The organism is Roseateles sp. NT4, from assembly GCF_051857475.1.
Lineage (GTDB): Bacteria > Pseudomonadota > Gammaproteobacteria > Burkholderiales > Burkholderiaceae_C > Pelomonas.
The window spans coordinates 975,998-995,577 of sequence record NZ_JBPZGZ010000001.1; the positions used below are offsets into that span (position 1 = coordinate 975,998).

General features: G+C 66.6%; 16 protein-coding genes, 1 other RNA gene and 3 pseudogenes. 15 read left to right on the forward strand and 5 right to left on the reverse strand.

What is annotated here, in order from left to right:
- Positions 1 to 37: 37 nt before the first annotated feature.
- From ACS5PN_RS04600 to ACS5PN_RS04610, 3 genes and pseudogenes are all read left to right on the forward strand, one after another.
- Positions 38 to 472, forward strand: coding sequence for an organic hydroperoxide resistance protein (locus ACS5PN_RS04600; RefSeq protein WP_439462759.1), 435 nt, complete (start codon positions 38 to 40; stop codon positions 470 to 472).
- Positions 473 to 744: 272 nt separating this feature from the next.
- Positions 745 to 1,827: pseudogene (locus ACS5PN_RS04605) on the forward strand (esterase-like activity of phytase family protein); the annotation flags it as partial.
- Between the two features lie 111 nt (positions 1,828 to 1,938).
- Positions 1,939 to 2,025, forward strand: a pseudogene (locus tag ACS5PN_RS04610) (PEP-CTERM sorting domain-containing protein); the annotation flags it as partial.
- Here ACS5PN_RS04610 and ACS5PN_RS04615 read toward each other — a convergent pair.
- Positions 2,026 to 2,946 (reverse strand): asparaginase, encoded by a 921-nt coding sequence (locus ACS5PN_RS04615; protein WP_439462760.1) that lies wholly within the window; start codon positions 2,944 to 2,946, stop codon positions 2,026 to 2,028.
- Between the two features lie 84 nt (positions 2,947 to 3,030).
- On the opposite strand from ACS5PN_RS04615, the gene lexA reads away from it, so the two are divergent.
- Positions 3,031 to 3,702 (forward strand): transcriptional repressor LexA, encoded by a 672-nt coding sequence (gene lexA / locus ACS5PN_RS04620; RefSeq protein ID WP_439462761.1) that lies wholly within the window; start codon positions 3,031 to 3,033, stop codon positions 3,700 to 3,702.
- Positions 3,703 to 3,785: 83 nt separating this feature from the next.
- Here lexA and ssrA read toward each other — a convergent pair.
- The 4 genes and pseudogenes from ssrA to ompA all read right to left on the reverse strand — a co-directional run bounded on the left by ssrA (position 3,786) and on the right by ompA (position 6,289).
- Positions 3,786 to 4,158, reverse strand: a transfer-messenger RNA (tmRNA) gene (gene ssrA / locus ACS5PN_RS04625).
- 14 nt (positions 4,159 to 4,172) lie between these two features.
- A pseudogene (locus ACS5PN_RS04630) lies at positions 4,173 to 4,846 on the reverse strand (HAD family hydrolase).
- A 2-nt stretch (positions 4,847 to 4,848) separates the two neighbouring features.
- On the reverse strand, positions 4,849 to 5,553 hold the full coding sequence (gene ubiG / locus ACS5PN_RS04635; RefSeq protein WP_439462762.1) for a bifunctional 2-polyprenyl-6-hydroxyphenol methylase/3-demethylubiquinol 3-O-methyltransferase UbiG: 705 nt from the start codon (positions 5,551 to 5,553) through the stop codon (positions 4,849 to 4,851).
- A gap of 76 nt (positions 5,554 to 5,629) precedes the next feature.
- Positions 5,630 to 6,289 carry an outer membrane protein OmpA gene (gene ompA / locus ACS5PN_RS04640; RefSeq protein WP_439462763.1) on the reverse strand — a complete coding sequence of 220 codons (660 nt, stop codon included), beginning with the start codon at positions 6,287 to 6,289 and terminating at the stop codon, positions 5,630 to 5,632.
- Positions 6,290 to 6,551: 262 nt separating this feature from the next.
- Here ompA and gyrA point away from each other — a divergent pair, with 262 nt between their 5' ends.
- From gyrA to ACS5PN_RS04695, 11 genes are all read left to right on the forward strand, one after another.
- A complete protein-coding gene (gyrA, locus tag ACS5PN_RS04645; protein WP_439462764.1) occupies positions 6,552 to 9,188 on the forward strand; it encodes a DNA gyrase subunit A in 2,637 nt (878 codons plus the stop codon).
- 1 nt (position 9,189) lies between these two features.
- Positions 9,190 to 9,777: a DUF2059 domain-containing protein gene (locus tag ACS5PN_RS04650; RefSeq protein WP_439462765.1), complete on the forward strand. Its 588-nt coding sequence runs from the start codon at positions 9,190 to 9,192 to the stop codon at positions 9,775 to 9,777.
- Positions 9,778 to 9,790: 13 nt separating this feature from the next.
- Positions 9,791 to 10,879, forward strand: a complete 1,089-nt coding sequence (gene serC / locus ACS5PN_RS04655; protein WP_439462766.1) for a 3-phosphoserine/phosphohydroxythreonine transaminase — start codon at positions 9,791 to 9,793, stop codon at positions 10,877 to 10,879.
- Entirely contained in the window at positions 10,872 to 11,969 is a 1,098-nt protein-coding gene (gene pheA, locus ACS5PN_RS04660; protein ID WP_439462767.1) for a prephenate dehydratase, read from the forward strand. Before serC ends, pheA begins: the two co-directional genes overlap by 8 nt.
- Before the next feature lie 9 nt (positions 11,970 to 11,978).
- On the forward strand, positions 11,979 to 12,875 hold the full coding sequence (locus tag ACS5PN_RS04665; protein WP_439462768.1) for a prephenate dehydrogenase: 897 nt from the start codon (positions 11,979 to 11,981) through the stop codon (positions 12,873 to 12,875).
- The gene (locus ACS5PN_RS04670) at positions 12,875 to 14,875 is read left to right on the forward strand and encodes a bifunctional 3-phosphoshikimate 1-carboxyvinyltransferase/cytidylate kinase (RefSeq protein ID WP_439462769.1); all 2,001 of its coding nucleotides are present in this window, start codon (positions 12,875 to 12,877) and stop codon (positions 14,873 to 14,875) included. The genes ACS5PN_RS04665 and ACS5PN_RS04670 overlap by 1 nt, the downstream gene beginning before the upstream one ends.
- 197 nt (positions 14,876 to 15,072) lie before the next feature.
- A complete protein-coding gene (gene rpsA / locus ACS5PN_RS04675) occupies positions 15,073 to 16,788 on the forward strand; it encodes a 30S ribosomal protein S1 (RefSeq protein WP_439462770.1) in 1,716 nt (571 codons plus the stop codon).
- Positions 16,789 to 16,908: 120 nt separating this feature from the next.
- Positions 16,909 to 17,208, forward strand: a complete 300-nt coding sequence (locus ACS5PN_RS04680; RefSeq protein ID WP_056202110.1) for an integration host factor subunit beta — start codon at positions 16,909 to 16,911, stop codon at positions 17,206 to 17,208.
- A gap of 26 nt (positions 17,209 to 17,234) precedes the next feature.
- Positions 17,235 to 17,534 (forward strand): LapA family protein, encoded by a 300-nt coding sequence (locus ACS5PN_RS04685; RefSeq protein ID WP_439462771.1) that lies wholly within the window; start codon positions 17,235 to 17,237, stop codon positions 17,532 to 17,534.
- Positions 17,524 to 18,669 carry a lipopolysaccharide assembly protein LapB gene (lapB, locus tag ACS5PN_RS04690; RefSeq protein WP_439462772.1) on the forward strand — a complete coding sequence of 382 codons (1,146 nt, stop codon included), beginning with the start codon at positions 17,524 to 17,526 and terminating at the stop codon, positions 18,667 to 18,669. Before ACS5PN_RS04685 ends, lapB begins: the two co-directional genes overlap by 11 nt.
- A 168-nt stretch (positions 18,670 to 18,837) precedes the next feature.
- A complete protein-coding gene (locus ACS5PN_RS04695) occupies positions 18,838 to 19,578 on the forward strand; it encodes a glycosyltransferase (RefSeq protein ID WP_439462773.1) in 741 nt (246 codons plus the stop codon).
- Positions 19,579 to 19,580 lie beyond the last annotated feature (2 nt).

Here is a 19,580-nt window from a genome sequence, read left to right on the forward strand (position 1 = left end):
TTTCTTTCACCCACCGACCCCCACCCAGGAGCCCACCATGGCCATCGAAAAAGCCCTCTACACCGCCACCGCAACCGCCACCGGCGGCCGTTCCGGCACCGCCAAGTCGTCCGACGGCGCCATCGACGTGACCCTGTCCACGCCCAAGGAACTGGGCGGCGCCGGCGGCCCCGGCACCAACCCCGAGCAGCTGTTCGCAGCCGGTTATTCCGCCTGCTTCATCGGCGCCATGAAGGCCGTCGCCGGCAAGCAGAAGATCGCCCTGCCTGCCGAGGTGTCCATCACCAGCGACGTCGCCATCGGCCCGCATGCCAACAAGCCGGGCGCCTTCGGCATCCAGGTCGACATGAAGATCTCCGTGCCCGGCATGGACCGCGCCGCCCTGGAAGCCTTGGTCAAGACCGCCCACGAGGTCTGCCCCTACTCGAACGCCACGCGCGGCAACGTCGACGTGTCGCTGACCATCGTCTGAGTCCCTGGGCCGGCTGATGCCGGTTCGTGACATCCGTCACGCTGGCGTCACGGCCGCCAGCGAGCATCGCGGGTTTTCCAACCACCCGGAGACCCGCGATGCGCCCCTTTCTGACCACCGCTATCGCCAGCGCCCTGCTGGCCCTGGCCGCCCAAGCTCGCGCGGCCGAGCCGGTGCTGATCGGCATGGGCAATCTCAGCGGCTCGCTGAGCGACCTCTCCGGCCTGAACTACAACCTCGAAAGCGGCCTCGCTGCCAACCTGCTCGGCGGCATGGGCTCCGGCCTGGCCTGGGCCGGCGGCAACACCTTCCTGGCCCTGCCCGACCGCGGCCCCAACGCCAATGACTGGGGCGCCTCCAGCCTGGACAACACGACCTCCTTCATCAGCCGCTTCCAGACGGTGCAGCTGGACCTCGTTGCCGCAGCCCCCGGCTCCGCCCTGCCCTACACGCTCACACCGACGCTGAAGTCCACCACGCTGCTGTCCAGCACCACGGCGCTGAACTACGGTCCCAAGGCGCCGACGCTGACCGGCATCGTCAACAGCAACACGCTGACCGCGGGCAGCACCCAGTACTTCTCCGGTCGTTCCGACAACTTCGCTGCCGGCCTGTCGACCAACCCGAACAACGCCCGTCTCGACCCCGAAGGCATCCGCGTCTCCAACGACGGCAAGAGCGTCTTCATCTCCGATGAGTACGGCCCCTACGTCTACCAGTTCGACCGCGCCACCGGCCAGCGCCTGCGCACCTACACGCTGCCGAACAGCTTCGCCGTGTCCAACCTGAGCAGCTCGGGCGCCGCCGAGATCTCCGGCAACACCACGGGCCGCGTCGCCAACAAGGGCATGGAAGGCCTGGCCATCTCGCCCGACGGCAAGACCCTGTTCGGCTTCGTGCAGAGCCCGCTGGCCCAGGACGGCGGCGATGGCGGCCGCTACAACCGCATCGTCAAGATCGACATCGCCACCGGCGCGGTCAGCCAGTTCGCCTTCGACAACCAGATCAACGGCAAGGCCTACAACAGCAGCGAGCTGCTGGCCCTGAACGACCATGAGCTCGTCGTGCTGGAGCGCGACGGCAAGGGCATGGGCGATGGCGCCCCCGGCTCCAAGGCCGCCGTCAAGCAGCTCGTCAAGATCGACCTGACCGGCGCCACCGAGGTCAGCGGCATCACCGACCTGCGCACCCAGCCCGGCGCCGCCATCGTCGGCAGCAAGTTCCTGGACATCCGCGCCGCGCTGAATGCCGCCGGCATCTCCGACGCCAACATCCCGTCCAAGCTCGAAGGCATCGCCTTCGGCCAGGACGTCACCGTCAACGGCAAGACCATGCACACGCTGTATCTGGCCAACGACAACGACTTCCTGGCCACGGCCGTACCGAACGGCAGCAACACGGCCGTCGCCTATGGCAACCAGTTCTACGTCTTCGCCTTCGAAGGCAACCTGGTCAACCAGACCATCGCGGCCGTGCCCGAACCCAGCCAGTACGCATTGCTGCTGGCCGGCCTCGGCGCGGTGGGCTTGATCGCCCGTCGCCGCCGCGGCTGATCAGGCCTCGGCCAGCAGGGTCAGGATCAGCTCGATCCTGGCCTTGACCGGGCTCAGGGCGCCCGCGCTGGGCAGCAGGCCCGCCAGCTCCATCACCGGGCCGGCGTCGCAGCGCGTGCTGCGGACGACGCGCACGCCTCCCGCCTGGGCTTCGCGAAGGGCCGCATCCAGGCCACGGCTCAGTGTGCCGTTGCCGGTGCCCGCGGCCACCAGGCCGTCGATGCCACCGGCCCACAACGCGCGCACGACGCTGCCATCCGCGCCGGCATGGTTCATGACGATCTCGACGCGTGGCCAGCGCTCGGCCGGTGCGGCAATGCGCGCCAGGCCCAGGGCTTCACCCGTCGGCCAACGGCCGACCGTGCGCACGCCCCCCTCCTCCACCCGCGCCACCAAGGCGCCATCGACCGACTCGAAAGCGTCGACGCGGTAGCTGTGTGTCTTGCGCACCTGGACCGCGTCGTGCACACGGCCGGCAAAGGCCAAGACGACACCTCGGGCGCCTTCTGCGGCAGCCACCTGCACCGCATCGAAAAGGTTCTGCGGCCCGTCCGGCGCCAGCGCCGTTGCCGGGCGCATGGCCGCCGTCAACACCACCGGCTTGGCCGGCGCCAGCACACGGTGCAGGAAATAGGCCGTCTCCTCCAGCGTGTCGGTGCCATGGGTGATGACGATGCCGGCGACCTCGGGCCGGTCCAGCTGCTGCTGCACGGCGACGGCCAGCTTCTGCCAGGTCGCGAAATCCATGTCCTTGCTGTCGAGCTGGGCGACTTGATGCGCCTCCAGCTTCTGGCCCGACAAGGCCGGCACCGCCGCCAGCAAGTCCCCGACGCTCAGTTGCGCCGCCGTGTATCCCACGCCGTCGCTGGCGGTTTTGGCGGTCCCGGCAATCGTGCCGCCGGTACCCAGAATGACGATCAAACGATCAAGGGTTTGCAATTTCTTGGTTTCCTGGACAAAAATACAGGTGCTGGACAAATTTCCAGCCCAAACATGAGGCCGCCCGTGCAAGACCAACCCAAGCTTACCGCCCGCCAGCAGCAGATCTTCGACCTGGTCCGCAAGGCGATCGAGAGCACCGGTGCCCCGCCGACCCGCGCCGAGATCGCGGCGGAGCTGGGCTTCAAGTCCGCCAATGCGGCCGAAGAACATCTGCAGGCCCTGGCCCGCAAGGGCATGCTGGAACTCGTCGGCGGCACCTCGCGCGGCATCCGCCTCAAATCCGAGATGCTGAGCGCCCTCAACCGCGCCCGCCAGTTCAGCCTGCCCATCCCCAGTCTCGCGCAATTGACGCTGCCACTGATCGGCCGCGTCGCCGCCGGCGCGCCCATCCTGGCGCAGGAACATGTTGAGCAGACCTACAGCGTCGAACCCAGCCTGTTCTCCAAGAAGCCCGACTACCTGCTGAAGGTCAAGGGCATGAGCATGAAGGACATCGGCATCCTCGACGGCGACCTGCTCGCCGTGCAGTCGGCCAAGGAGGCTCGCAACGGCCAGATCGTCGTGGCCCGTGTCGGTGAAGAGGTCACCGTCAAGCGCTTCAAGCGTGGCCCCGAGGGGATCGAGTTGCTGCCTGAGAACCCCGATTTCGAGCCCATCCTGGTCAATGAACACAGCGAAAGCTTCAGCATCGAGGGCCTGGCCGTCGGCTTGATCCGCGGGCAAGGGTTCAACTGACGGTGCGGACGGGGGTTCAATTCACCCCGGCGCACACGAAATGAAAAAGGCCCGTGTCGGTGACACGGGCCTTTTTGCTTGGATGGTGGAGCCGGGGGGAATTGAACCCCCGTCCGCAAGCCATCACCGGGCAGATCTACATGCTTAGCCGGCTGATTTGGATCTCACGGTCAACTCGCGCAGTGGCACGCTAGCTTTCCCGCCAGTCACTTGATCTCGCGCCGCACCGAGTGACCCGGTATGACGCCAGCCGATGTGAGTGACTTCTCAGCCTTGCCCCTTGCGGAACTCAGCCCGGCCCATCGGCCTGCCGTTGAGAAGCTCATCCGCAATTAAGCGGCGAGTGCGAACGTAGAGTCGTTTGCAGTTACTGTGTTTCCAGTGGTTTTACGAGCGGACTGGTGCTCGGCATGCCCTACTCCGGATCCGCACCCACGTCGAAACCAAGTCGGCCCCAGAGAAACCGTAGTTTAGGCCAGTCCGAGCCACTTCAAGAGCTCGCCCGGCGCCGACAACTCGATGTCCGCCTTCCAGTGGCGATATTCGCCACCCTGGCCGAGGTAGCCCCAGGCCGCAGCCGCCGTCGCCATGCCCGCGGCGCGACCCGCAAGGATGTCGCGCTCGTCATCCCCGACGTAGAGGCAGGCCTCAGGCACAACGCCCAGCCGCCTTGCAGCCTCAAGAAGGGGCGCCGGATGCGGCTTGGTGTGCCCCGTCGTGTCGCCCCCAACGACGGCTCCGGCAAACAGGCCCAGGGCCTTGGCCAGCGGCAAGGCAAAGCGCTCTGCCTTGTTGGTGACGATGCCCCAGGCCAAGCCCCCGGCGGCCAGCCCAAGCAACTCGGCTTCGATACCCGTAAACGGCCGGGTGTTGTCGTACATGAGCAGCTCATAGCGGTCGAGGAACTCGCGTTTGAGTTCCTCGTAGCCCTCTTGGCCGGCGCCATGCCAAAGGCCTGGCTCAGCATGCCGCGTGCACCCGAGCCACCATGCGGCCGGTATTGCGAAAGAGGCAGCGTACTCATGCCTCGATCAGCACGCATCGCATTCGCGGCCGCGGCGAGATCGGCGGCGCTGTCGATCAGCGTGCCGTCCAGATCGAACAGCACGGCACGCAGATGCGACCAGGGGGCGGCGAGCTTCAAATTCAAGCGGGACGGCGGCAGGCCAGCAGATAGTTCACGTCGGTGTCCCTGCCCAGGCTGTAGCGCTGGGTCAAGGGGTTGTAGCCGAGGCCGCGGCTGGCCTGCAGCTCCAGCCCGGCATCACGGCAGAACTGCGACAGCTCCGATGGCCTCAGGAAACGCGCGTACTCATGCGTGCCTTTGGGCAGCATCTGCAGCACGTATTCCGCGCCGACGATGGCCAGCAGAAAAGCCTTGGCGTTGCGGTTCAGCGTCGACAGGAAAACCCAGCCGCCCGGCTTGACCAGAGTGGCCAGGGCGCGCACGACCGAAGCGGGGTCGGGCACGTGCTCCAGCATTTCCATGCAGGTGACCGCGTCGAAGCTGGCAGGCTGCTCGGCCGCCAGTGCCTCGACGGCGATTTCGCGGTACTCCACGCCTTCGGTACCCGCCTCCATCGCATGCAGCTCGGCCACGCGCAGCGGCTTGGTCGAGAGGTCGATACCCAGCACCTGGGCGCCGGCCCGAGCCATGGAGTCGCTCAGGATGCCGCCGCCGCAACCCACGTCGACGACGCGCTTGCCCGCCAGCGGGCAGAGCTGCTGGATCCAGCCCAGGCGCAGCGGATTGATCTGATGCAGAGGCTTGAAGTCGCTCTCGGGATCCCACCAGCGGTGGGCCAGTTCGCCGAATTTGGCGAGCTCTTGCGGGTCGGCGTTGATCGTCATGACGGAATCAGGAAAAAGAAAAGCCCCGACGGCGGGCCGGCGGGGCTTTGCGCAAAGCGCCCGAGGGCGCTAGAGCTTACTTGTTACGCGTACCGACGACTTCGATCTCGGTGCGGCGGTTCTTGGCGCGGCCTTCGGCGGTCTTGTTGTCGGCCACGGGCTGCTTCTCGCCCTTGCCTTCGGTGTAGACGCGGTTCGGCTCGACGCCCTTGCTCACCAGATAGGCCTTGACGGCTTCCGAGCGGCGGATCGACAGCTTCTGGTTGTACTCATCGCTGCCCACCGAGTCGGTGTGGCCGACGGCGATGATGACTTCCAGGTTGATCCCCTTGGTCTTGCTGACCAGGTCATCCAGCTTGGCGGTGGCTTCGGGCTTCAGGGTCGACTTGTCGAAGTCGAAGAAGGCGTCAGCGGCGAAGGTGACCTTTTCGCTGACCGGAGCCGGCGGCGGCGGCGTCACGGGCTTCGGGGCAATCGGGGCGGGGGCCGGCGGCGGGGGTGCCACAGCGGCCGGAGCCGGAGCCACGGGAGCCGGCTTGATTTCGCCGTCGCAGCCCTTGGCAGCCGTTGCCGGCGTCCAGAAATTGTCGCGCCAGCAATATTCGTTGGTGCCGTTCTTCCAGACGGTGCCGTCGGTTGCGCGCCAGTTGTCGATAGCCTGGGCCGATGCGCCAGACGTAGCAACGGCGACAGCGGCCACCGCAAACAGCGACGCCACACGATTCAGTTTCTTCATGATTCTCCTCTCAAGGAATGCCGCAGTTGCCCTGCGAGAGTCAGTACTCAACCTCTAACCTCAGGAGAGACTTTAGGGTTTCTCCTAGGGACTCGACGATTGTGCCATGGGGGCACCGAGACGAACGCATTGTGGGGGCCTACGTTCATGGCCATGGTGACGATGTTGCGCTGCTGCTACAGGGTGGCGGGCCGCATAGAATTCGCGCCTTTCACCTACCTCCAAGGACGCCGCGCCCATGTAGGCGCGTGCAACGCTGCGCATGACCCAGTTCGCCAAGGAAACCCTGCCGATCAGCCTCGAGGAGGAGATGCGCCGCTCCTATCTCGACTACGCGATGAGCGTGATCGTGGGACGCGCCCTGCCCGATGCCCGTGACGGCCTGAAGCCTGTCCATCGTCGCGTGCTGTACGCGATGAACGAGATGGGCAACACCTACAACGCCAAGTACCGCAAGTCTGCGCAGGCCGTGGGTGAGACCATGGGTAAATACCACCCGCACGGCGACTCGGCCATTTACGACACCATCGTGCGCATGGCCCAGCCATTCAGCCTGCGCCACATGCTGATCGACGGCCAGGGCAACTTCGGTTCCATCGACGGTGATAACGCCGCGGCGATGCGATACACCGAGATTCGTCTCGACAAAATCGCTCACGAAATGTTGGCCGACATCGACAAGGAAACCGTCGATTTCGGGCCCAACTATGACGGCAGCCATAAGGAACCCCTGGTTCTGCCGACCCGTTTGCCAAATCTCCTGGTGAACGGTGCTGCGGGTATTGCCGTGGGTATGGCGACGAATATTCCGCCGCACAACCTGAACGAAGTCGTCGACGCCTGCCTGTTCGCGCTGAAGAGCCCGGAGTGCACCGTCGACGAGCTGATGGAGATCATCCCGGCGCCCGACTTCCCCACCGCCGGCATCATCTACGGCTTGGCCGGCGTGCGCGACGGCTACCGCACCGGCCGCGGCCGCGTGGTGATGCGCGCCAAGGTGCACTTCGAGGACATCGACAAGGGCTCGCGTCAGTCGATCATCGTTGACGAGATCCCCTACCAGGTCAACAAGAAGACCCTGCTCGAGCGCATCGCCGAGCTGGTGCAGGAAAAGAAGATCGAGGGCATCAGCCACATCCAGGACGAGTCCGACAAGTCCGGCATGCGTGTGGTCATCGAGCTCAAGCGCGGCGAAGTCCCTGAGGTGGTGCTGAACAACCTCTACAAGCAGACCCAGCTGCAGGACAGCTTCGGCATGAACATGGTCGCCCTCGTCGACGGCCAGCCCAAGCTGTGCAATCTGCGCGACATGATCATCGTGTTCCTGGAGCACCGCCGTGAGGTGGTGACCCGTCGGACGATCTACGAACTGCGCAAGGCCCGCGAACGCGGCCATGTGCTGGAAGGCCTGGCCGTCGCCCTGGCCAACATCGACGAGTTCATCGAGACCATCAAGACCTCGCCGACGCCGCCGGTCGCCAAGGCCGCGCTGATGGCCAAGAGCTGGGATTCGTCGCTGGTGCGCGAGATGCTGGCACGTGCCGAAGGCGGCAGCGCCGCCTACCGCCCCGAAGGCCTCGAAGCCGAGTTCGGCATGCAGGCCGACGGCCTGTACCGCCTGTCCGAAGCGCAGGCCGGCGAAATCCTGCAGATGCGCCTGCAGCGCCTGACGGGCCTGGAGCAGGACAAGATCGTCGGCGAGTACAAGGAAGTGATGGCCGAGATCGCCGACCTGCTCGACATCCTGGCCACGCCCTCGCGCGTCACGACCATCATCAGCGACGAGCTGACGCAGCTGAAGACCGAGTTCGGCCAGACCAAGCTGGGCGCCCGCCGCAGCGTCATCGAGCACAACGCCCAGGAACTCGGCACCGAGGACCTGATCACGCCGACCGACATGGTCGTGACGCTCTCGCACACCGGCTACATCAAGAGCCAGGCCCTGAGCGAATACCGCTCGCAGCGCCGCGGCGGCCGCGGCAAGCAGGCGACGGCGACCAAGGAAGACGACTGGATCGACCAGCTCTTCATCGCCAACACCCACGACTGGATCCTGTGCTTCTCCGATCGCGGCCGCGTCTACTGGCTCAAGGTCTGGGAAGTGCCGCAGGGCTCGCGCAACTCGCGCGGCAAGCCCATCGTCAACATGTTCCCGCTGCAGGCTGGCGAGAAGATCACCGTGGTGCTGGCGCTGACAGGCGAGTTCCGCAGCTTCCCTGAGGATCACTTCATCTTCATGTCCACCGCCATGGGCACGGTCAAGAAGACTTCGCTGAAGGACTTCAGCAACCCGCGCAAGGCCGGCATCATCGCCGTCGACCTGGACGAGGGTGACCACCTGATCGGCGCCGCGCTGACCGATGGCCACCATGACGTGATGCTGTTCAGCGACGGCGGCAAGGCCGTGCGCTTCGACGAGGACGATGTGCGCCCCATGGGCCGCACCGCCCGCGGCGTGCGCGGCATGATGCTCGAGCCCGACCAGCGCCTCATCGCCATGCTGGTGGCCGAAGACGAAACCCAGAGCGTGCTGACAGCCACCGAGAACGGCTACGGCAAGCGCACCTCCATCGTCGAGTACACCCGCCATGGCCGCGGCACCAAGGGCATGATCGCCATCCAGCAGAGCGAGCGCAACGGCCGCGTCGTCGCTGCGACGCTGGTGCGCCCGGAGGATGAAATCATGCTGATCACCGACAAGGGCGTGCTGGTGCGCACCCGTGTCGCCGAGATCCGCGAACTCGGCCGCGCCACGCAAGGCGTCACACTGATCGCCCTGGACGACGGCGCCAAGCTGTCGGGCCTGCAGCGCATCGTCGAAAACGACGCCAATGAAGCCGATGCCAACGCCGAAGGCGGCGAGGCGGAAGGCGACACCCCTGAAGCTCCCAAGGACTGACATGACTTCTCGCAAGCTGGGCCTGGCCCTCGCCCTGGCCCTGGCCGCCGGCACCGCCCTGGCCGATCCCTCGCCGGCCAAGAAGGTGCTCATCGACAAGATCGTCGCGCTGCAGACGCAGGGCATGGCCGACGGCCTGACCGCCAACATCATCAACGGCCCGCTGTCCCAGCTGACCCAGGGCGGGCGCGCCGCGCTGCAGCAGGTTCCTGCCGAGAAGCGCGAAGCCACGGCCAAGGCCATGGACGCTGAACTGAAGAAGTTCGTCGACGAGAACGTGCCCTACCTGAAGGACAAGATCTCCAAGGCCGTGCCGTCGACGGCTTCGGCCCTGCTGGATGAACGCTTCAACGAGGACGAACTGAAGCAGATCCTGGCCTGGGGAGAATCACCGGTCAGCCAGAAGTTCGGCATGGCCAATGCGGAATTGCAGAAGGCGGTCGCCCAGAAGGTCCTCACCGAAGCCGGCCCGACTCTGGACGGCCGCTTCAAGACGCTGAACGCCAACATTGCCAAGCAACTCGGCCTGCCGGCACCCGGCGCCTCCGCACCCAAGCCCGCAGCCCCGGCCCCAGCACCCAAGAAGTAGCCCTCCCATCTCGATGACCTCTGCCCGCCCGTTCAACTTCTCCCCCGGCCCTGCGACCCTGCCGGAACCGGTGCTGCAACGGGTGGCCAGCGAGATGCTGGACTGGCATGGCAGCGGCATGAGCGTCATGGAGATGAGCCACCGCGGCAAGGAGTTCGGCGCTATCCTCGAAGCCGCCCTGGCCGACCTGCGCGAGCTGCTCGCCGTGCCGGCCAACTTCCGCATCCTGTTCATGCAGGGCGGCGGCCTGAGCGAGAACGCCATCGTGCCGCTGAACCTGAGCCGCGGTGCCAAGGTCGATGTCGTCGTCACCGGCTCCTGGTCGCGCAAGAGCGCGGCCGAGGCGCGCCGCTATGCCGACGTGCACATCGCGGCCGAAGGCAATGGCCGCACCATCCCGCGCGACTGGCAGCTGCGCGATGACGCCGCCTATGTGCACGTCTGCACCAACGAGACCATCGATGGCGTCGAGTTCCATGACCTGCCCCGCGTCGACAACGGCGTGCCCCTGGTCATCGACTGCTCGTCCCACATGCTGTCGCGCCCCATCGATTGGAGCCGGGTCGGCCTGGCCTTCGGCGGCGCGCAGAAGAACATCGGCCCGGCCGGCGTGACGCTGGTGTTCGTGCGCGAAGACCTGCTCGGCCATGCCATGGCCATCTGCCCCACGGCCTTCAACTACGAGACGGTGGCGGCCAACAACTCCATGTACAACACGCCGCCGACGTTTGCGATCTACGTCGCCGGCCTGGTGTTCCGGTGGGTCAAGGGCCTGGAATATGCCGGCAAGCGGGGCCTGGCGGCCATCGAGCAGCGCAATATCGACAAGGCCGGCCTGCTCTATGCGGCACTGGACGCTTCCGGCTTCTACGAGAACCGCGTCGATGCGAGCTGCCGCTCGCGCATGAACGTGCCCTTCTTCCTGAAGGACGAGAAGCTCAACGAGACCTTCCTGGCCGAGGCCAAGACGGCCGGGCTGCTGCAGCTCAAGGGCCACAAATCGGTGGGCGGCATGCGCGCCTCCATCTACAACGCCATGCCGCTGGAGGGCGTGCAGGCCCTGGTGTCGTTCATGAAGGATTTCGAGGCCCGCCATGGCTGAACCCGTCGCCTCCCAGGCCCTGCTCGCCCTGCGCGACCAGATCGACGGTCTGGACAAGCAGCTGCTGGACCTGCTGAACCAGCGCGCCCGCGTCGCCGAGCGGGTCGGTGAGATCAAGCGCGCCGAAGGCACGCCCTTCTTCCGCCCGGATCGGGTCGCCCAGGTCATCGACAAGATCCGCGCCGCCAACCCCGGCCCTTTGAAGGCCGAGCATGTCTCGGCCATCTGGCGCGAGATCATGTCCGCCTGCCTGGCGCTGGAATCGCCGCAGCGCGTCGCCGTGCTGGGACCAATGGGCACCTTCTGCGAGCAGGCCGCGCTGGAATATTTCGGCGGCGCAGCCGACATGACCTACTGCGCCAACTTCGACGAGGTCTTCCACGCGACGGCCAGCGGCAGCGCGCAGTTCGGCGTCGTCGGCGTCGAGAACATGACCGAGGGCGTGGTCACCCGCTCCCTGGACCTCTTTCTGCACACGCCCTGCCATGTGGTCGGCGAAGTCAGCCTGCTGATCCGCCACAACCTGATGCGCAAGGAGCCGTCCATGCACGGCATCGAGGCCGTGCTGGCGCATCCGCAGGCCCTGGCGCAATGCCAGAACTGGCTGAACAAGCACCTGCCCGATGTCGAGCGCCGCGCCGTGTCCAGCAATGCCGAGGGCTCGCGCCTGGCCGCCACCAACCCGGCCTGGGCGGCCCTGGGCAGCGACCGCGCCTCCACCCTTTTCGGCCTGCACATCACGGCCCACGCCATCCAGGACGAGGCCTACAACCGCACGCGCTTCGCCGTCATCTGCCTGCCGCAGACCATGGCAACGCCGCCAGCCACCGGCCGCGACTGCACCAGCCTGGTGGTCTCCGTGCCCAATCGCCCCGGCGCCATGCATGATCTGCTGGTACCGTTGAAGAAGCACGGCGTGTCCATGACCCGCCTGGAGTCGCGCCCGGCCCGCACCGGCCAGTGGGACTACTACTTCTATATCGACCTCGACGGCCACCCGACCCAGCCCCACGTCGCCAACGCGCTGGCCGAGTTGCGCGAGCTTTGTGCCTTCTTCAAGATGCTGGGTGCCTACCCAGTCAAAAACTGAGGTCTGACGATGTTCAACCAGCTCGGCGTGATCGGATGCGGCCTGATGGGTGGCAGCTTCGCGCTGGCGATGAAGAAGGCCGGCCTGGTCAAGCGCGTCGTCGGCTACAGCAAGTCGCCCTCGACGACCGAGCAGGCCAAGAAGCTCGGCGTCATCGATGTCGCTGCCGAATCGGCGCTGCTGGCCGTGTCGGGCTCGGACATCGTTCTGATCGCGGTACCGGTGTCGGCCACCGAAAGTACGCTGAAGGCCATTCGCCACCTCGTCAACCCGGGCGTCCTCTTCATGGATGTCGGCTCGACGAAATGCGACGTCATCGAGGCTTCGCGCCGCGCCCTGGGCGATCGGGCATCGAGCTTCGTGCCCTGCCACCCAATAGCCGGCAAGGAGTCGGGCGGCGTCCAGCATGCCGAGGCCAATCTCTATGAAGGTCGTCAGGTCATCCTGACGCCCCAGCCCTTCACCAATCCGCAGCTCGTGCAGCGCGCCACTGATGTCTGGTCGGCCCTGGGCGCCACGGTGCTGAAGATGCGGCCGCACAACCACGACGCCGCGTTTGCGGCCGTCAGCCATCTGCCGCATCTGCTGGCCTTTGCCTACTTTCAGGCCATCGCCGAGCAACCGGCCGCGCGCGACTATCTCAGTCTGGCCGGGCCGGGCTTCCGCGACTTCACGCGCATCGCCGCCGGCGAGCCGGCTGTCTGGCGCGACATCCTGCTGGCCAACAAGCACGAGGTGCTGGCCCAGTCCAAGCGTTTCCGCACCATGCTGGACCAGCTCGAAGCCTTGATCGAAGCGGGCGACGCCACGGCACTCGAAGTCGCACTGCGTCCCATCTCCGAAGGCCGCCTGGCCTGGGGCAATCCGCCTCCCGTTCCTCCTCCCGGCCGCCCGGCCGGCAAGTGATGTTCAAGATCCCCTTTCTCGACCTGCCGCCTTTGCGTGGCGCAGCGGGCATGGTGCGCCTGCCCGGCTCCAAGAGCATTTCCAACCGCGTGCTGCTGCTGGCGGCGCTGAGCGAGGGCAAGACCATCGTGCGCGACCTGCTGGCGTCCGACGACACGGCCGTCATGCTGGAGGCGCTGCGCGCCCTGGGCTGCGGCGTGTGGCGCGAAGGCGAAGCCATCGTCATCGACGGCCTGGGTGCCCGGTTGCGCGCCAAGGAAGCCCAGCTCTTCCTGGGCAATGCCGGCACGGCCATGCGTCCGCTGACCGCCGCGCTGGCGGTTCTGGCCGCCACGCAAGGCGGCAGCTTCGAGGTGTCGGGCGTGCCGCGCATGCACGAGCGACCCATCGGCGACCTCGTCGACGCGCTGCGCGGCCTGGGCTGCGAAATCGACGACCTCGGCAACCCCGGCTACCCGCCGCTGCGCCTGCGCGGCCCTTCAGCACTGGGGCTCGACACGCCGGTGCGCGTGCGCGGCGACGTGTCCAGCCAGTTCCTGACTGCCCTGCTGCTGGCCCTGCCCCTGGTGGCCGAGCGTGACATCCGCATCGAGGTCATCGGCGAGCTGATCTCCAAGCCCTATATCGAGATCACGCTGGCCTTGCTGGCGCGCTTTGGCATTGAGGTGAAGCGCGAGGCCTGGGAAGCCTTCGTCATCCCTGCCGGCAGCCGCTACCGCTCGCCGGGCGAGGTTTTCGTCGAGGGCGACGCATCGTCGGCCAGCTATTTCGTCGGCCTGGGCGCGATTGCCGCCGTCGACACGCCCATCCGCATCGAAGGCGTCGGCAGCGAGTCGCTTCAGGGTGATGTGCGCTTCATCGAAGCCGCCGCCGCCATGGGCGCCGAGGTCAAGACCGGCCCCAACTGGCTGGAAGTCCGCCGTGGCGCCTGGCCGCTCAAGGGCATCACGCTGGACTGCAACCACATCCCCGATGCGGCGATGACGCTGACCGTCATGGCGCTGTACGCCGACGGCCCGACGACGTTGACCAACATCGCCAGTTGGCGCGTCAAGGAGACAGACCGCATCGCCGCCATGGCGGCCGAACTGCGCAAGCTGGGTGCGACCGTTGAGGAAGGCCCGGACTGGATCCGCGTGCAGCCGCTGCGCGACTGGAAGGCTGCATCCATCCACACCTACGACGACCACCGCGTCGCGATGTGCTTCTCGCTGGCCGCCTTCAACGGCCTGGTCACTGACGACACCGTGCCGGTGCGCATCCTCGAGCCGCACTGCGTCGCCAAGACCTTCCCCGACTATTTCGAGACGCTGTTCGGCGTCGTCATGGCCCGGGCTGAGGACATCCCCGTCATCACCATCGACGGCCCGACCGCCTCCGGCAAGGGCACGCTGGCGGATGAGGTGGCCAAGGCCCTGGGCTTCGAGGTGCTGGATTCCGGCGCGCTCTACCGCGTGACCGGTCTGGCCGCCCGCCGTGCCGGCCTGGACCTGGACAACGGCGAGGCCGTCGCCGCCATCGTGCCGACGCTGCAGCTCAGCTTCCGCGACGGCCATGTCTTCCTGGGCGAGGAAGACGTCAGTGCCCGGCTGCGCGCCGAGGCCACCGGTCTGCTCGCTTCCCAGGTGGCCGTGCACACGCCGGTGCGCCAGGCACTGCACGAGCTGCAATTGAGCTTCCGGCGCCTGCCCGGACTGGTCGCCGACGGCCGCGACATGGGCACGGCCCTCTTCCCGGACGCCCCCCTGAAGGTATTCCTGACGGCAAGCGCCGCCACGCGTGCCGAACGCCGCTATAAGCAATTGATTTCCAAAGGGATTTCGGCTAATATCAAAGGCTTGCGCGAAGATTTGGAGGCGCGGGACGAACGGGACAAGAACCGCTCGGCCTCACCTCTGGCTCCTGCGCAAGACGCGCTGCTGCTGGACAACTCGGCGCTGGGTATCGAGGAATCGGTGTCCCAGGTGCTGGATTGGTGGCAACAACGCAGGCCGTTCTGACGTCGCAACCCTCGCGGGAATGTCGATTGCCAGAATGGCCCAGGCCTGAGAAGCCAGGGCCCGCCGGCCTCCATCGGACGCCAGTCCGACAGGCAGAGGAATGCAAGTTCCTCGTGACCGGCGGAACTCAACAAACTAACCCGCAGGTTCGCCTGCACCGCAGCGCCGCTTTCGGCGGCGCATCAGGATCCATCAACATGTCCCAATCCCAAACCGCCCAAGCCTCCGGCATGGAATCCTTTGCCGCCATGTTCGAGGAGTCGCTGCAGCGCTCCGACATGCGCGCCGGCGAAGTGATCTCCGCTGAGGTCGTTCGTGTCGAGCACAACTTCGTCGTCGTAAACGCCGGCCTGAAGTCCGAGGCCTATGTGCCCATCGACGAATTCAAGAACGACCAGGGCGAACTGGAAGTCCAAGTCGGCGACTTCGTCTCCGTCGCCATCGACGCCATCGAAAACGGCTACGGCGACACCATCCTGTCGCGCGACAAGGCCAAGCGCCTGGCCTCGTGGCTGAGCCTGGAAACGGCCCTGGAGTCCGGCGACTTCGTCACCGGCACCGTCTCCGGCAAGGTCAAGGGCGGCCTGACCGTCCTGGTCAACGGCATCCGCGCCTTCCTGCCCGGCTCGCTGCTGGACACCCGCCCGGTGAAGGACATGAGCCCGTTCGAGGGCAAGACCATGGAATTCAAGGTCATCAAGCTCGACCGCAAGCGCAACAACGTTGTGCTGTCGCGTCGTGCCGTGGTCGAAGCCTCCATGGGTGAAGAGCGCGCCAAGCTGCTGGAAACGCTGTCGGAAGGCGCGATCGTCCAGGGCGTGGTCAAGAACATCACCGAATACGGTGCGTTCGTGGACCTCGGCGGCATCGACGGCCTGCTGCACATCACCGACATGGCCTGGCGCCGTGTCCGTCACCCGAGCGAAGTGGTGACGGTGGGTCAAGAGCTGACGGCCAAGGTCCTGAAGTTCGACGCCGAGAAGAACCGCGTCTCGCTGGGCATCAAGCAGCTGGGCGACGACCCCTGGTTCGGCGTTGCCCGCCGCTACCCGACCGGCACCCGCCTGTTCGGCAAGGTCACGAACATCGCCGACTACGGCGCCTTCGTCGAGATCGAGCCGGGCATCGAAGGCCTGGTGCACGTCTCCGAAATGGACTGGACCAACAAGAACATCGCCCCCAGCAAGCTGGTCTCGCTGGGCGACGAAGTCGAAGTCATGGTCCTGGAAATCGACGAAGACAAGCGCCGTATCAGCCTGGGCATGAAGCAGTGCAAGGCCAACCCGTGGGAAGAGTTCGCCGAGAACGTCAAGCGCGGCGACAAGGTCAAGGGTCCGGTCAAGTCCATCACCGACTTCGGCGTGTTCGTGGGCCTGGCCCAGGGCATCGATGGTCTGGTGCACCTGTCCGACCTGTCTTGGGACGAGACCGGCGAAACCGCCGTTCGCAACTTCAAGAAGGGCCAGGAAGTCGAAGCCGTCGTGCTGGCCGTGGACGTCGAGCGCGAGCGCATCTCGCTGGGCATCAAGCAGCTGGACAGCGACCCCTTCACCGCCTACACCACGATCAACGACCGTGGCGCCTCGGTGACCGGCAAGGTCAAGACCGTCGACCCGCGCGGCGCCGAGATCGAGCTGGCTGACGGCGTGATGGCCTATCTGCGCGCTTCGGAAATCTCCCGCGACCGCGTGGAAGACGCCCGCAATGTGCTGAAGGAAGGCGACGAAGTCACCGCCATCATCGTCAACGTGGATCGCAAGACCCGCAACATCCAGCTGTCCATCAAGGCCAAGGACAACGCCGACAACCAGGAAGCCATGCAGCGCCTGAGCCAGTCGAGCGAGCGTGAAAACGCCGGCACCACCAGCCTGGGCGCCCTGCTGCGCGCCAAGCTGGACAACCAGGGCAACTAAGCCCTCGGTTGAACTGCCCGGCCTGAAGCATTTCGCTGAAGGCCGGGTATGCTCCCCACAGGCTCGCCGGCCTCGCCAGCGGGCCTGTTTCAATTCCAAGACCGACAAGCCGCTCCGCTTATGACCCGCTCCGACCTCGTCGCCGTGCTCGCCGAAAGATTTGGCCAATTGACCCAGCGCGACACCGAGTTCGCCGTCAAGACCATCCTCGACGCCATGAGCGACGCGCTGGCGCGCGGCCACCGCATCGAGATCCGCGGCTTCGGCAGCTTCTCCATCAGCCGCCGCCCGCCCCGTGTGGGCCGCAATCCGCGCAGCGGCGAACAGGTCATGATCCCCGAGAAGCTGGCGCCCCACTTCAAGCCCGGCAAGGCCCTGCGAGAAGCGGTCGACAAGCACCTGCCCGTCACCGACGCCTGAGCTGACCTGACGCAAAATCCCGGGCCATGCGCACCCTCGTCTGGCTCCTGCGGGCCCTGCTCTTCTTCACGCTGTTCGCCTTCGCGCTGAACAACAGCCACGAGGCCGTCGTGCGCTGGTTCTTCGGCCACGAATGGCGCGCGCCGCAAGTCATCATCGTGCTGCTGGCCTTCGGCTTCGGCGCTGCTTTCGGCGTGCTGGCCATGGTGCCGACGTGGTGGCGCCACCGCCGTGCCGCGCAGCGAGCCGAACCTCTCCCCGGTGCTCCCGCGCCGGCGCCCGAAGTCCCCCCTGCCCCTTACGCCGCCCACCAAGATGGAGTTTGATCCGCGCTGGCTGCTCTTTGTCCTGCCCGTCGTCTTCGTCCTCGGCTGGCTGGCCTCCAAGCTCGACTCCAAACAGTGGAAGCTTGAACAACGCGAGTCGCCCAAGGCCTATTTCAAGGGGCTGAACCTGCTGCTGAACGAGCAGCAGGACAAGGCCATCGACGCCTTCATCGAAGCCGTCCAGAACGACCCCGACACCTCCGAGTTGCACTTCGCCCTCGGCAGCCTGTTCCGCCGCCGTGGCGAGACCGAGCGGGCCGTGCGCGTGCACGAGCATCTGCTGCGCCGCGGCGACCTGTCCAAAGCCGACCGCGACCGCGCCCAGCACGAACTGGCCCAGGACTTCTTCAAGGCCGGCCTGTTCGACCGCGCCGAGGCCGCCTACGCCGAACTGCGCGGCACGGCCTTCGAGCGCGAGGCTCGCCTGGCGCTGCTGTCGCTGTACGAGCGCTCGCGCGACTGGGCCAAGGCCGCCGAGGTGGCCGCCGAGCTGGAAGCCGCCGGCACCGGCTCCTTCTCGGGCCGCATCGCTCACTACCTCTGCGAGCAGGCCTTGGTGGCTCAGTCCCAGGGCCACATCGACCTTGTGCCGTCGCTGCTCGAACAGGCCCAGCGCCGCGCGCCCGAAGCCGCCCGCGCCTATGTGCTGCAAGGCCAGCTGCTGCTGAAGGCCGGCCAGGCCGAGGCTGCGCTGACCGCCTTTGCCAAGCTGCTGGCCGCCAACCCGCCGGCCTTCAACCTCGTCGCCGCCGACTGCGCCGCGGCCGCCCAGAGCCTGGGCCAGCCCGAGCGCGCCATCGCCCTGCTGACCGAGCAGTACCAGCGCGCGCCCAGCATGCATCTGCTGCGCGCCCTGGCCACGCTGCAGCCTGGCCCGCAACGCGAACGCCTGGCCGCCCATCTGCGCGAGCAGCCGGCCCTGTCCGCCGCGACCGACCTGCTCAAGCTCAATGCCGCCGCCCTGCCCGCCGATGAGGCCGAGCCCATGGTGCGCGCACTGGAGAAGGCCGTGAAGCCGCTGCAGCGCTACCGCTGTGCCGCCTGCGGCTTCGAAGCTGCCCACTATTTCTGGCAATGCCCCGGCTGCCTGAACTGGGACAGCTACCCCCCACAATTCATCGAGGAACTCTCCTGATGAAGCCTGCCCCTCGCCCGGTCCTGCACCGGCTGAACGCCGGCAGGCCCAGTCGGTGCCCCGAGGGGACGGCGATGCTTGCGGCATCGAGCCGCCAGCACATCGCCAGCGCGGGCCGGCCAGGGAGCGGCCCGGCGCTCGGCCCGCAATGAACATGGAGCAATTGAAATGACCAGCGCGGGCGAAGACCGCTTCATCATCTGCATGAAGTGGGGCACCAAATACGGCCCCGAATACGTCAATCGCCTCTACGGCATGGCGGCCCGCCACCTGCGAGGCCCGTTCCGCTTCATCTGCTTCACCGACGACACCCAAGGCATCCGCTCCGAGGTGGAATGCCTGCCGCTGCCCGAAACCCAGGCGCAACAGGGCAAGCGCGACGGTGGCTGGAAGAAGCTGGGCACCTACCAGGCCGATCTGTTCGGCCTCAAGGGCACGGCCCTCTTCCTGGACCTGGACGTCGTCATCGTCGGCGACCTGACCGAGTTCTTCGAGGTGCCCGGCGAATTCCTCATCATCAAGGACTGGAAGCGCCCCTGGCGCGTGACCGGCAACTCCTCGGTCTACCGTTTCCGCATCGGCGCCCACGCCGACGTGCTGGACCACTTCATCGCCCACCAGGATGAAGTCCGCGCCAAGTACCGCAACGAGCAGGAATACCTCAGCCACTTCCTGGCCGACCAGGGCAAGCTGGGTTACTGGCCCACGGACTGGTGCGCCAGCTACAAATACCACTGCCTGCCGGTCTGGCCGACCAGCTTCTGGCGCGACCCCTTCATCCCCGCAGGCGCCCGCGTGCTGGTCTTCCACGGCGTCATGAATCCGCCCGACGCCCTGGTGGGCCGCTCCGCGGGCAATTGGCGTCATGCCCGCCCCGCGAAGTGGATCGCCGACCACTGGCGCGAGTGAGC